The organism is Citrobacter sp. W9 (assembly GCF_026719375.1).
Classification (GTDB): Bacteria; Pseudomonadota; Gammaproteobacteria; order Enterobacterales; family Enterobacteriaceae; genus Citrobacter; species Citrobacter werkmanii.
In genome coordinates this window covers 472,905-485,581 of sequence record NZ_JAPPTE010000001.1, presented here as the reverse complement: position 1 = coordinate 485,581, position 12,677 = coordinate 472,905, and the positions used below count along the sequence as shown (strand labels likewise).

12 protein-coding genes are annotated in these 12,677 nt (G+C 52.2%); 5 read left to right on the top strand and 7 right to left on the bottom strand.

Features of this window, described 5'->3' with window-relative positions; genetic code table 11:
- The first annotated feature begins 132 nt into the window (after positions 1 to 132).
- The 4 genes from dsbG (at position 133) to OOJ59_RS02180 (ending at position 3,996) form a co-directional block, all read left to right on the top strand.
- Positions 133 to 879 carry a thiol:disulfide interchange protein DsbG gene (gene dsbG / locus OOJ59_RS02195; RefSeq protein ID WP_085047538.1) on the top strand — a complete coding sequence of 249 codons (747 nt, stop codon included), beginning with the start codon at positions 133 to 135 and terminating at the stop codon, positions 877 to 879.
- Between the two features lie 206 nt (positions 880 to 1,085).
- Entirely contained in the window at positions 1,086 to 1,997 is a 912-nt protein-coding gene (gene citR, locus OOJ59_RS02190; protein WP_121528745.1) for a DNA-binding transcriptional repressor CitR, read from the top strand.
- 173 nt (positions 1,998 to 2,170) lie between these two features.
- Entirely contained in the window at positions 2,171 to 3,394 is a 1,224-nt protein-coding gene (locus OOJ59_RS02185) for a phosphoadenosine phosphosulfate reductase (protein ID WP_038638652.1), read from the top strand.
- Positions 3,379 to 3,996: an IbrB-like domain-containing protein gene (locus OOJ59_RS02180; RefSeq protein WP_038638649.1), complete on the top strand. Its 618-nt coding sequence runs from the start codon at positions 3,379 to 3,381 to the stop codon at positions 3,994 to 3,996. Before OOJ59_RS02185 ends, OOJ59_RS02180 begins: the two co-directional genes overlap by 16 nt.
- Here OOJ59_RS02180 and OOJ59_RS02175 read toward each other — a convergent pair whose 3' ends face one another.
- Positions 3,997 to 5,157 carry a pyridoxal phosphate-dependent aminotransferase gene (locus OOJ59_RS02175; protein ID WP_160956154.1) on the bottom strand — a complete coding sequence of 387 codons (1,161 nt, stop codon included), beginning with the start codon at positions 5,155 to 5,157 and terminating at the stop codon, positions 3,997 to 3,999.
- A gap of 131 nt (positions 5,158 to 5,288) precedes the next feature.
- Between OOJ59_RS02175 and OOJ59_RS02170 the strand changes: the two genes are divergently transcribed.
- Positions 5,289 to 6,368 (top strand): oxidoreductase, encoded by a 1,080-nt coding sequence (locus OOJ59_RS02170; protein ID WP_160956155.1) that lies wholly within the window; start codon positions 5,289 to 5,291, stop codon positions 6,366 to 6,368.
- Between the two features lie 105 nt (positions 6,369 to 6,473).
- On the opposite strand, the gene OOJ59_RS02165 is transcribed toward OOJ59_RS02170, so the two are convergent.
- The 6 genes from OOJ59_RS02165 to entE form a co-directional block, all read right to left on the bottom strand.
- Positions 6,474 to 6,671, bottom strand: coding sequence for a YbdD/YjiX family protein (locus OOJ59_RS02165; protein WP_006685574.1), 198 nt, complete (start codon positions 6,669 to 6,671; stop codon positions 6,474 to 6,476).
- 63 nt (positions 6,672 to 6,734) lie between these two features.
- The gene (cstA, locus tag OOJ59_RS02160) at positions 6,735 to 8,840 is read right to left on the bottom strand and encodes a pyruvate/proton symporter CstA (RefSeq protein ID WP_006685575.1); all 2,106 of its coding nucleotides are present in this window, start codon (positions 8,838 to 8,840) and stop codon (positions 6,735 to 6,737) included.
- Between the two features lie 184 nt (positions 8,841 to 9,024).
- Positions 9,025 to 9,438, bottom strand: coding sequence for a proofreading thioesterase EntH (entH, locus tag OOJ59_RS02155; RefSeq protein WP_085047763.1), 414 nt, complete (start codon positions 9,436 to 9,438; stop codon positions 9,025 to 9,027).
- 2 nt (positions 9,439 to 9,440) lie between these two features.
- On the bottom strand, positions 9,441 to 10,196 hold the full coding sequence (gene entA / locus OOJ59_RS02150) for a 2,3-dihydro-2,3-dihydroxybenzoate dehydrogenase EntA (RefSeq protein WP_137346967.1): 756 nt from the start codon (positions 10,194 to 10,196) through the stop codon (positions 9,441 to 9,443).
- Positions 10,196 to 11,053 carry an isochorismatase gene (locus OOJ59_RS02145; RefSeq protein ID WP_160956156.1) on the bottom strand — a complete coding sequence of 286 codons (858 nt, stop codon included), beginning with the start codon at positions 11,051 to 11,053 and terminating at the stop codon, positions 10,196 to 10,198. The genes entA and OOJ59_RS02145 overlap by 1 nt, the downstream gene beginning before the upstream one ends.
- Before the next feature lie 13 nt (positions 11,054 to 11,066).
- Positions 11,067 to 12,677 (bottom strand): (2,3-dihydroxybenzoyl)adenylate synthase EntE, encoded by a 1,611-nt coding sequence (entE, locus tag OOJ59_RS02140; RefSeq protein WP_160956160.1) that lies wholly within the window; start codon positions 12,675 to 12,677, stop codon positions 11,067 to 11,069.

The window sequence follows — 12,677 nt, the reverse complement described above, 5'->3', positions numbered from 1 at the left end:
AGGTCGTAACAGCGATTGGGATTACATCACCCAACTAAAGAAAGGGCAATCGACAGACTGTCGATCTTACCTATGGCTGTGATAGGTTTTGCAATTCAGTCCCCTTTCCTTCTGATTTTATAAGGAAAATCAATGTTCAAGCGTACCTTACTCTTATCCTTACTTCCCGCTATCGTTCATGCCGAAGAGCTACCTGCCCCTGTTAAAGCCATTGAGAAACAGGGCATTACTATTCTGAAACCTTTCGATGCCCCTGGCGGAATGAAAGGTTATCTGGGTAAATATCAGGATATGGGCGTCACTATCTACGTCACGCCCGACGGCAAACATGCTATCTCAGGCTACATGTACAATGAGAAAGGTGAAAACCTCAGTAATGCACTGATAGAAAAAGAGATCTATGCCCCAGCAGGGCGCGAGATGTGGCAGCGAATGGAAAAAGCCTCATGGATTCTGGATGGTAAGAAAGAGGCCCCGGTGATTGTCTACGTGTTCGCCGATCCCTTCTGCCCTTATTGCAAACAGTTTTGGCAGCAGGCGCGTCCGTGGGTCGATTCCGGTAAAGTTCAGTTGCGTACGCTACTGGTGGGCGTAATCAAACCTGAAAGCCCGGCAACAGCTGCCGCAATCTTGTCGACAAAAGATCCGGCCAAAACCTGGCATGACTATGAAGCCTCCGGCGGCAAAATGAAGCTGGAAATTCCTGCCTCTCTCCCGCCCGAGCAGATGAAGATACTCAATATCAATCAAAAGTTGATGGATGATTTGGGTGCTAACGTGACGCCAGCCATCTACTACATGAGTAAAGACAATACGCTGCAACAGGAAGTCGGGTTACCCGATCAGGAGAAATTAAACATTATCATGGGAAATAAATAAAGGTAATAAAATGAGTGATTGTTATCGTTCTCATTTCAATCACTCACCACACTTCTTTTTTTTCTCGTGAAAATAAAGTGTTTTGTGCTATGTTAGTTTAAATTAATCGTTCATTAAGCACTGAAACATAAAGTCTGTAAATAAGTACATTTCAAACTATTTCATAATTTAATTATTTCAAATTTTACCGTCAGAGGAAAGTATACATGGCTAATCTTTACGATCTTAAAAAATTCGATCTAAACCTACTTGTTATTTTTGAATGTATCTATCAGCACCTGAGCATCAGCAAGGCTGCAGAAACACTTTTTATTACACCTTCGGCCGTGAGCCAGTCATTGCAACGACTTCGTACTCAGTTTAACGATCCATTGTTCATTCGCTCGGGAAAAGGCATCACGCCTACAGTAACTGGCATCAATCTTCATCATCATCTGGAACAAAACCTCAACTCACTGGAGCAAACAATTAACATCATGCATAACTCCAGTTTAAAGAAAAAATTTATTATTTATAGCCCGCAAATGGCAACCAATTTAAATTTATACGAGATGGTTCATTCTCTCAGAGAAGGTTCTGATATTGATATTGAGATTGAACATCACGACATTCTAATGAGCGCAGAAACTGCTGAAAATATTCTATCTTACCGCAAAGCGGATCTGGTATTCACAATCGTACCAGTACATAACCGCTCCATTGTATGCACGCCGGTCAAAACGCTCGAAGGGGTGTTAGTCCGTAACAGTAACCATCCCAGAATTAATGATTCAAGTACCGTAGAACAATTATTAAAGGAAAAATTTACATTACTCCTCACTGAGGAACAGGGGATGAAAGAGTATCAGTCACAAACGAATCAACTTTTAGCCAATCGTGATATTGGTTTCAGTAGCGACTCTTTGATTTCAATCGTTAACGTTATATCAAACACTGATATCATTGGTATTATACCCAGAATTATGTACGAATTCTTCTCCCCTGTCTTTAATCTCAAAGAGATTAGCATCGGTATAAAATTGCCGTCAGCAAAACTGTATTTGATGTATAACCGCGCTTCGCTTTCTAACGATTCCTTTGCCTCATATATAAAAAGAATCACACCAGATAGCGAATAAACGCCTGTTAATTATTTTCCCAGTGAGCGTAATTAATTCATGTTAATAATTCATAAAAGCCATTTATTGAAATGGTGAATTATTTATGAGAATTACGACACATATAGATTAGCATTTCTTATGCTGACCATTTACCATAGCGGGGAATAACAGCTCCTCACTATGGATTTGATATGTCTGTTTATAAAATACCTCTAACTCAACATGTACTTGAAGCCGCACAGGAGCGCATTACATGGACGCTCAACACGCTGCCGCGCATTTGTGTTTCATTATCGGGAGGAAAAGATTCCGGTCTTATGCTCCATCTTACGGCCACCCTTGCCCGCCAGTTACAGAAAAAAATTAGCGTCTTATTTATTGACTGGGAAGCTCAGTTTTCCTGCACTATCGATTATGTCCAGGCGCTACGCGAGAGTTATTCCGATGTTATCGAAGAATTTTATTGGGTCGCATTACCTCTGACCACACAAAACGCGCTTTCACAATATCAACCCGAATGGCAGTGCTGGGAGCCGAATATACAGTGGGTGCGTCAGCCACCGGCCGATGCCATTACCGACCCCAATTTCTTTTCTTTCTATCAGCCCGGTATGACCTTTGAGCTCTTCGTTCGCGAGTTCGCAGATTGGTTTTCACAAAAGCGTCCCGCAGCGATGATGGTCGGCATTCGCGCGGACGAGTCCTATAACCGCTTTGTGGCCATCGCCAACTCGCGTAAGCAACGTTTTGCCGATGACAAGCCGTGGACGACGGCAGCGCCAGGTGGCCACACCTGGTATATTTATCCGTTATATGACTGGAAAACAGCCGATATCTGGACATGGTTTGCGAAGACAAAAATGCCGTGCAATCCCTTGTATAATCTGATGTATCAGGCCGGGGTCCCAACACGATATATGCGTATTTGCGAGCCCTTTGGACCGGAACAACGCCAGGGATTGTGGCTGTACCATGTCATTGAGCCACAGCGATGGGCGGCTATGTGCGCCCGCGTCAGCGGCGTTAAAAGTGGCGGGATTTACGCCGGTCATGACAACCATTTTTACGGTCATCGGAAAATACTCAAACCAGAGCATTTAAGTTGGCAGCAATACGCCATGCTGCTATTACACAGCATGCCAGAACAGACCGCAGAACATTACCGCAACAAAATCGCTGTCTATATACAGTGGTATAAGAAAAAAGGCATGGACAATATCCCGGAAAGTCAGGAAGGCGATATTGGTTCCAGGGATATCCCCTCATGGAGAAGGATCTGCAAAGTACTCCTGAATAATGATTACTGGTGTCGGGCACTTTCGTTCAGCCCCACAAAGACGAAAAACTACCAGCGATATACTGAACGCATGAAAACCAAACGTCAGGAATGGGGGTTGTTATGCAACAACGATTAACACAGGAACTCCTCGGCTTTCTTTCTGGTTTGCCAGAAAAAGATAGAATTGAAGCCATTAATGAATTCAGAATGGCAATCCACAGCGTCAGTCCATTTCGTGAAGAACCAGTAGATTGCGTGTTATGGATTAAAAGCGATCACATTTCGCCCAATGATTACAATCCTAATAACGTTGCGCCGCCGGAGAAAAAGCTGCTGTTGAAATCCATCGAAGCGGATGGCTTCACCCAGCCGATTGTCGTGGTTCACTCAACGGAAGAAGAGTATGAAATCATCGATGGCTTTCACCGCCATGAATTAGGAAAAAACAAAGCATCGCTAAAACCACGATTAAAAGGCTATCTGCCCGTCGCCTGCCTGGAACGCGATCGCCATGAACGTATGGCGGCGACAATCCGCCATAATCGCGCCCGCGGACGCCACCAAATCCACGCCATGTCGGAAATCGTGCGTGAATTATCGCAACTGGGCTGGAGTGAAGAAAAAATCGCTAAAGAACTGGGCATGGATAATGATGAAGTGTTGCGACTGAAACAAATCAACGGCCTGCAGGAGTTATTTGCCGACCGTCGGTTTTCCAAAGCCTGGACAGTAAAATAATTACAGCGAAGCCAGACGCTCTGCGGCTGCTAACAGCGTCGATTCTTGCTTGGCAAAACATAGGCGGATCAGCTTATGCGGGAAAGGATCGGCGCAGAACACCGACAGCGGTATCGCCGCAACCCCCACTTCTTTAGTTAACCACTGACAAAACTCAACGTCAGTAAGCGTTGAGACCGCACTGTAATCGACCAGCAGAAAATAGGTCCCCTCACACGGCAGAATTTCCAGTCGGCTGTCGCGTAACGCATTCACCAGCACATCACGCTTTCTCTGATAAAACGCGGGCAGCTCGCGGTAGTGTATTGGGCTCTCCCGCAGCATATCCGCCAGCGCCAGCTGAGCCGGTGTGTTGACTGAGAACGTCAGGTACTGATGGACTTTGCGTAGCTCGGCGCTAATGGCGTCGGGTGCAACGCAATAGCCGACTTTCCAGCCGGTCATATGATACGTTTTACCGAAAGATGAAACGGCAACAGCGCGTTCCCGTAGCTGCGGATGAGCCAGCACGCTCGCATGTCCATGAGCGGCAAAGCAGATATGCTCATACACTTCGTCGCTAATAACAAAAATCTCGCGCTCTTTAATCGCCTGCCATAACGCATCAAAATCAGCGCGCTGCCAGACGGTAGCAGATGGGTTATGCGGTGTATTGAGGATCACTAACCGGGTGCGCTCGCTGAGTAGCGTGGCAAATTCCTGCCAGTTCACACGAAATGACGGCGGTTGCAACGCAATACGTTTCACCACGCCGCCGGATAACGCCACCGCAGGCGCATAGCTATCGTAGCTCGGATCAAAACAGATCACTTCGTCACCAGGCCGCACCAGCGCCGTAATGGCTGCATACAATGCTTCTGTAGCCCCTGCCGTGACGGTGACTTCACTTGTCGCATCGGGCTTATAACCGTACAACTCCGCGGTTTTATCGGCAATGGCTTCGCGCAGCGGCTGCACGCCCGTCATCGGCGCATACTGGTTAGCGCCATGCGCGACATGATATGCCAGACGTTCCTGCAAGAAATGTGGACCGTCAAAATCAGGAAATCCCTGCGAGAGGTTAATAGCCTGATGCTGCTGTGCCAGCGCGCTCATTTGCGTAAATATTGTGGTCCCCAGATTTGGGAGTTTGCTTTGCACAATCAGTGGGTTATTGCTCATTATTGTTATCCCGACGTGTGATGTTGTTGTTGAAGCCACTATAGCACGATGTTAGTATTTGGCAATCAAGACGTTCAGACGTCTATATAAAAATAACCTGCCAGATCAGGACAGCACAAGGACAACACAACATGAGTAATACCGAGATTCGCGTCGTCACCGGCCCGGCTAACTACTTTTCCCACACCGGTAGCCTCTCCAGACTGCACGACTTTTTCACCCCGGATCAACTCTCACACGCCGTCTGGGTCTACGGTGAGCGAGCTATCGCCGCGGCGCGTCCTTATCTGCCAGAAGCTTTTCATCTTGCCGAAGCTAAGCGCCTGTTGTTTACGGGACATTGCAGCGAAACCGATGTTGCTCAACTGGCAAAAGAATCGGGAGATGATCGCAGCATCGTGATTGGCGTGGGTGGCGGTACACTGCTCGATACGGCTAAAGCGCTGGCTCGCCGCCTTGATTTACCTTTCGTGGCGATCCCAACCATCGCCGCCACCTGCGCGGCCTGGACGCCGCTTTCCGTCTGGTACAACGATGCCGGTCAGGCGCTGCATTTCGAAATATTCGACGATGCCAATTTTTTGGTGCTGGTTGAGCCACGAATCATACTTAACGCGCCTGAAGAGTATTTACTGGCCGGTATTGGCGATACGCTGGCGAAATGGTATGAGGCAGTGGTGCTGGCTCCGCAGCCAGAAACGCTACCTCTGACCGTACGTCTGGGCATCAACGGCGCGCTGGCCATCCGCGACGTCCTGCTGGAAAGCAGCGAGCAGGCACTGGCAGATAAGCAGCGTGGTGAACTAACCCAGGCGTTTTGCGACGTGGTGGATGCGATTATAGCCGGCGGCGGTATGGTTGGTGGTCTGGGCGAGCGCTACACCCGTGTGGCGGCGGCACATTCGGTCCATAACGGTCTGACCGTCCTCCCGCAAACGGAGAAGTTTCTCCATGGCACCAAAGTGGCGTATGGCATTCTGGTGCAGAGCGCATTACTTGGGCAAGATGATGTGCTGGCGCAACTTGTCACCGCTTATCAGCGGTTCAATCTCCCCACCAGGCTGGCCCAGTTAGACGTGGATATCGCAAATCGCGCTGAGATCGATAAGGTGATTGCGCATACCCTGCGCCCGGTGGAATCTATTCATGCGCTGCCGGTAACGTTAACGCCAGATACCCTGCGCGCAGCGTTTGAGAAGGTAGAACGTTGACGGTGTGACTATGGTGCAGGTTGCCTGATGGCGGCTTCGCCTTATTAGGCCTACGGCCAAAGCATTGTTGTAGGCCGGATAAGCGTCAGCGCATCCGGCAAAAAATCAACAGCACTTCGCGCCGCCTTTGCCCCCATAGCGCGCATCCTGCCGCTCGCGGAAAAACTCTTCGTAGGTCATTGGCGTCTGATCCGGATGCGTGACGCGCATATGCTCAACATAGTTGTCATAATCCGGCACACCGATCATCAAGCGGGCGGTTTGCCCTAAATACTTCCCAGCTTTGGAGAGCGTTTCAAACATAGTGATTCCCTGTCGTACAAACGCCCTCCCCGTACCGGAGAGGGCTTGTTGGTTAAGAGAATATTAGTGCGCGCCTTTCGCCTGCGCCACGATCTCTTCGACATTCTCAGGCATTGGTTCGTACGGCGTTTCTTTCGAAGTTGGTTTGTCCTCTTTCAGCGCTGCCAGCGCAGTTTTAATCGAGAACAGCCCCAGCACCACGACGACCACCATGAAGAAAATAGTGAGCCCCGCGTCCAGACGGTTGTTAAACACCAGTTGCGTCAGCTGCGACTGGGTGTACTGCGCCGGAATATTACCGCTGTCGATCATCGCCTGGAACTTGTTGGCGATAGCCAGGAAGCCAATTTTCGCATCCGGGCTAAACGCTTTCTGCCAGCCCGCAGTCAGAGTACAAATCAGCAGCCAGGCCGTTGGCACCAGCGCCACCCATGCGTAGCGCTGACGTTTCATCTTGAACAGCACCACCGCACAGAGCATCAATGCCATACCGGCCAGCATCTGGTTGGCGATACCAAACAGCGGCCACAGGGTGTTGATACCGCCCAGTGGATCCACCACGCCCTGGTGTAAGAAGTAACCCCAGGCCAGTACGCACAGCGCTGTAGCCAGCAGGTTCGCAGGCAGTGAATCGGTACGTTTCAGGCTCGGTGATACCACGCCCAACAGATCCTGCAGCATAAAGCGTGCGGCGCGGGTACCGGCGTCAACCGCCGTCAGAATAAACAGGGCTTCAAACAGAATGGCGAAGTGATACCAGAACGCCACATCCATCATGCCGCCCAGCGCACCATGCAGAATATACGCCATCCCAACGGCCAGCGTCGGCGCACCGCCTGCGCGGGAAATGATGGATTGTTCGCCGACTTCATTGGCGATTTGATGCAAGGTGTCCGGGGTAATAGCAAAGCCCCAACTGCTGACCACCTGCGCTGCAGAAGCCACGACATCCGCCGTACCCGCCGGAGCCAACACCGCCATCGGGCTGTTCATCGCAAAGTACACGCCCGGATCGATGATGCACGCGGAAACCAGCGCCATAATGGCGACAAAGGATTCCATTAACATTCCGCCATAGCCGATAAAACAGGCCTGCCCTTCGTTCGCCAGCATCTTCGGCGTGGTACCGGATGAGATCAGCGCGTGGAAGCCAGATACCGCACCACAGGCAATGGTAATAAACAGGAACGGGAACAGGTTACCGGTCCAGACCGGGCCAGTACCGTCAACAAACTTGGTCAGCGCAGGCATGGTCAGCGTCGGACGCATGATCAAAATCCCTACCGCCAGGCCAACAATGGTGCCGATTTTCAGGAAAGTAGAGAGATAATCACGTGGGGCCAGCAACAGCCATACCGGCAGCACGGCAGCGACAAAGCCGTAGCCCACCAGCATCCACGTCAGTTGTACGCCGGTAAAGTCAAAATACGGTGCCCAGGTCGGACTTTCGGCCACCCAACCGCCGGAAATAATGGCAAACACCAGGAATACCAGACCGATGACCGACACTTCGCCAATGCGGCCCGGACGCAGATAACGCAGGTAGATCCCCATAAAGATCGCCAGCGGAATGGTAAACGCGACGGTGTAGGTTCCCCACGGGCTGTGGGTCAGCGCTTTCACGACGATCATCGCCAGTACCGCGAGGATAATCACCATGATCATAAAACAGGCTACCAGCGCAATAACGCCCGCCGTTGGGCCCATCTCTTCTTTCACCAGTTCGCCAAGGGAACGACCATCGCGACGGGTAGAAACAAACAGCACCATGAAGTCCTGCACAGCCCCCGCGAGTACCACCCCTGCAAGCAGCCAGATCATACCCGGCAGATAACCCATTTGTGCCGCCAGTACCGGTCCGACTAACGGACCCGCCCCGGCAATCGCCGCAAAATGGTGACCGAACAGCACTTTTTTATCGGTAGGAACATAATCCAGACCGTCGTTATGGCGCACGGCTGGCGTCATACGCGTCGGGTCCAGCGCCAGCACATTTTTCGCAATGTACAAGCCATAGAAACGGTAAGCGATAAGGTAGACACAGACCGACGCCACGACTATCCACAACGCGTTGATCTGTTCACCACGGTTTAATGCGATATAGCCGAGGGCAAATGCTCCCATCACAGAGAGCACTGTCCAGACGAGGTACTTCCCTGATTTATTCATATTGATTATCCGTTGTCCAGGTCAGAGAGATGTTACATTTTGTTTCTATAACATCTTTTCTGAATTTAACAACATGACAACCATACAAACCCGAAGTATCACTGAGTTTTTACATTGCAGTGTTAACTAGATCACTTCATTTACCTGTTAACCCTGCAATTTCATTTTACTTTGTCGGGCGACTTCACCCCATCACCGCAGTACCTAATCGGCAGGTACAACAGCGTCGTCCTTGCTCATCAAAGATGACGATTTCCCAGCTTTGATTCTGCCGTCCAAGATGCAGCGGCTGACAAACGCCGCGCACTTTGCCCTGCGAAACCGCCCGATGGTGCGTGGCGTTCAGTTCTGTACCGACTACACACTGCCCGTCGCGGGTCATCAGATAACCCGCCATTGAACCCAATGTTTCGGCCAGTGCCGCCGACGCGCCGCCGTGCAGCAAACCAAACGGCTGATGCGTGCGGGTATCAACTGGCATTTCGGCCTCCAGCACATCATCGCCCAGTCGGGTATAAAGGATGCCTAAGTGCGCGACCATGGTGTTGTGGCTGGTGGCATTCAATTCATCCAGCGTGAGATGGCGTTTCCAGATCATCATCATGCTCCCAGCGTTGAGCCGCCATCCACCACGATATCCTGTAGCGTAATGTGGCTGGCAAGGTCGGAGGCGAGGAATAAAATGGTGTTGGCGATCTCCTGCGGTCGGGCGATTTTCCCCAACGGGATACCGAGTTTAAACTGTTCGCCAAACCCGCGAATACGCTGCTCCTCCGCGTCATCACTGACCCATAACGTGCGCTGCATGTCAGTATCGGTCGAGCCTGGCGAAACCACATTACAGCGCACACCGCTGCCCGCCAGTTCCAGTCCGACGGTGAGCGCCAGGCTTTTTAGCGCGGCTTTTGACGCCCCATAAGCACTCATGCCGATACGCGGTGTGTGTGCCGCATCTGAGGCGACGGTCACGATCGCCCCGCCCTGCTGGCGACGAAACTGCGCCATCGTCTGCTGAAACAGATTGAACGCGCCGCCAACGTTAACGGCAAACGTCTGCTGCCACTCTTCAACGCTCAGTGCGTCAGTGGCCCCCATGCGCAGAATACCGGCGGCATTGACCAACACATCCAGCCGCTCGCATGCTTTAAGGACTCGCTGGCACACCTCAGCCACCTGCCCGGCATCGGCCACATTCAGCACTTCGGTCGCAAACGGGTAGTTATCCTGAGGAAATTCGCGATCGAAGCCAGTCACCTGCGCGCCGGCTTTCACAAATGCCAGTGCCGTAGTGTAGCCAATGCCTTTACCCGCGCCGGTCACCCAGATGGTTTTCCCGGTAAAATCAAATCCGGCCATCAGTTCACCTCGCGGGAGAGTAGCTTCCACCAGGCGTCTATGGTCGGGTTTTTCGCCAGCATCACGAAATCAATATCGCCATGAACTTTACGCCAGCGTGCCGCCAGCGCCATCATGCGCACGGAATCCAGCCCGTAGTCGATCAGGTTTTCGTCATCCATTGGCTCCTCGGACTCATCCAACAGCGGCAGAATCACGCTGCGCAGCGCCTCTTTACTCGCCGGAACCGGCGTTGGCAAAAGTTCCTGGGTCATCACCACCCGACCGGAACGTCCCGCCACGTATTTCAGCGACATCAGGTGTTCATCACGGCTGAAGTCCGCCAACGCATCGGCGACCATAAACGGCTTGATATCGCGCATGAACGCGTCAGTCGCAGTGGTCATGCAGCCAATATGGGCATACACACCGGTAATAATCAGTTGATTTCGGCCAGTGTCTTTAAGCATCTGCTCCAGCGGAGAGCGATGAAATGCGCTGTAACGCCATTTCACCAGGATGGTATCCGCCTCATCGGGAGCCAGCGCATCAACGATTTTTTGCTGTTCCGGCGAACGCGTCAGGCCCGGTCCCCACATATCATTCAGCAGGGCGCGGTCTTCATCGCTCTGTTCTTTGGGTTGCGCGGTGTAATACACCGGAATGTTATGCTCTTTGCAGTACTGACGCAGTGCGGCAATGTTAGCCACCACTTGCGCCATCATCGGGCAGTTATCCCCCCAAAAGCCGATAAAATAGTCCTGCATGTCGTGGATCAGCAGCGCGGCGCGTTCAGGTTCAAACGTCCAGTCGACTTTATTGGCTGGAACATCAAGCGCCGTAGGCAGTGCATAAGCCTGCAGTTTAGGAATTGCCATCTCTTTTTCTCCTTCAGGCCAGTGAACGTGACGCCAGCCACTGACGTAATTGTTTTTTATCCACTTTACCGACCGGGGTTAGCGGGAGTGACTCAACGCACTCCACACGGTCAGGTAATTTGAATTCCGCCACGCCCTGGTCACGCAGGAAACGGCGTGCCTGCACCGCGCGCAGCGGCTCTTTCACCACCAGCCATGCGCAGCTTTTCTCGCCCATCAGTTCGTCATCCATACTGACCAGAGCGGCATGGATCACCAATGGGTGGCGTAACAGCAGGTTTTCAATTTCTTCTGCTGCGATCTTCTCGCCACCCCGGTTGATCTGATCCTTCTCACGCCCTTGTACGGTGATATAGCCATCCTGATCGATAGCGATCAGATCGCCGGAGCAGTAAAAACCGTTAGCGTCAAAGGCGTTGGCATTGTGCTCCGGGCTGTTGAAGTAACCCCGGAAGGTGTACGGACCTCGCGTCATCAGGCGGCCCGTTTCGCCCTGCGCCAGGGGATTACCATCAGCATCGGCGACCCAGACTTCATCATCCGGGCACATCGGTCGTCCCTGGGTATTGATGATGCGCTCAGGGCTGTCGTCCAGACGGGTGTAGTTCACCAGCCCTTCCGCCATGCCAAAAACCTGCTGCAACTGGCAGCCAATCTCCGCCGGAATACGCGCCGCAAGCGAGGCGGAAAGCCGTGCCCCACCGACCTGCAACAGCGTCAGCGAAGCCAATTGCGCATTGCTCCCCCACTCCGCAATCGCCTGCAGCCACAGGCTCACCGCCGGCGGCACCAGCGCCGTGACGTTAACCTGATGCTGTTCAATCAGCGGGAAGCACAGGGTTGCGCTCGGGTCAGCCGCCAGAACCACGGTGCCGCCAGCCAGGAACACGCCAAGCGAACCAGGCGAACTCATGGCGTAGTTATGCGCCGCCGGGATCGCGCACAGATAGCGCGTTTCCCTAGTGAAGCGGCAGATCTCATTACTGCGACGCACGCTGTAGTAGTAATCGTTATGGGTACGAGGAATAAGCTTCGGCGTCCCGGTGGTACCGCCAGAAAGCTGGAAGTACGCCACTTCATCAGCAGGCGATGGCGTCGCGGTAAAATCAGCCGCAGGCTGGTCGATCGCCATTTGCAGGTTATGTTCGCCTTCATCATTGCGCAGTTGTACCACGCGCACTGAATTGTGTTCAGCCACAAAGGTATTGAGAAAATCTTCCCCGCTAAACAGCGCATGCTGGCGATCGGCGATCAGTAACGCGGGTGCGATCTGTTTAGCATAAGCATTGAGTTCGTTACGCTGATGGCTAAACAGCGCCAGCACCGGAGCGACGCCCAGCTTGAGCAGCGCAAAGAAGGTGATGTACAGCTCCGCCACATTGCCCAACTGCACCAGCGCGGTTTCGCCAGGTTTGATTCCCTGACGACGCAGGCTGCAGGCGAGATTGTCAGTCGCCTGATTCAACTGGCGATAGCTCAGATGGCGTGCACCATCAATGACCGCCGTATGATCGCTCTCGGCGTGACGGGTCAGAATGTCGGTCAGCGGCAAATCCTGCCAGTAGCCTTTTTCACGGTAACGGCGGGCAAACTCCTCCGGCCAACGGGTGAAAGGAATACTCAT

Excerpts from the sequence above, each read along its gene's own strand:
- dsbG (WP_085047538.1), top strand. The coding sequence starts at position 133 with ATGTTCAAGCGTACCTTACTCTTATCCTTACTTCCCGCTATCGTTCAT.
- citR (WP_121528745.1), top strand. The coding sequence starts at position 1,086 with ATGGCTAATCTTTACGATCTTAAAAAATTCGATCTAAACCTACTTGTT.
- OOJ59_RS02185 (WP_038638652.1), top strand. The coding sequence starts at position 2,171 with ATGTCTGTTTATAAAATACCTCTAACTCAACATGTACTTGAAGCCGCA.
- OOJ59_RS02180 (WP_038638649.1), top strand. The coding sequence starts at position 3,379 with ATGCAACAACGATTAACACAGGAACTCCTCGGCTTTCTTTCTGGTTTG.
- OOJ59_RS02175 (WP_160956154.1), bottom strand. The coding sequence starts at position 5,157 with ATGAGCAATAACCCACTGATTGTGCAAAGCAAACTCCCAAATCTGGGG.
- OOJ59_RS02170 (WP_160956155.1), top strand. The coding sequence starts at position 5,289 with ATGAGTAATACCGAGATTCGCGTCGTCACCGGCCCGGCTAACTACTTT.
- OOJ59_RS02165 (WP_006685574.1), bottom strand. The coding sequence starts at position 6,671 with ATGTTTGAAACGCTCTCCAAAGCTGGGAAGTATTTAGGGCAAACCGCC.
- cstA (WP_006685575.1), bottom strand. The coding sequence starts at position 8,840 with ATGAATAAATCAGGGAAGTACCTCGTCTGGACAGTGCTCTCTGTGATG.
- entH (WP_085047763.1), bottom strand. The coding sequence starts at position 9,438 with ATGATCTGGAAACGCCATCTCACGCTGGATGAATTGAATGCCACCAGC.
- entA (WP_137346967.1), bottom strand. The coding sequence starts at position 10,196 with ATGGCCGGATTTGATTTTACCGGGAAAACCATCTGGGTGACCGGCGCG.
- OOJ59_RS02145 (WP_160956156.1), bottom strand. The coding sequence starts at position 11,053 with ATGGCAATTCCTAAACTGCAGGCTTATGCACTGCCTACGGCGCTTGAT.
- entE (WP_160956160.1), bottom strand. The coding sequence starts at position 12,677 with ATGAGTATTCCTTTCACCCGTTGGCCGGAGGAGTTTGCCCGCCGTTAC.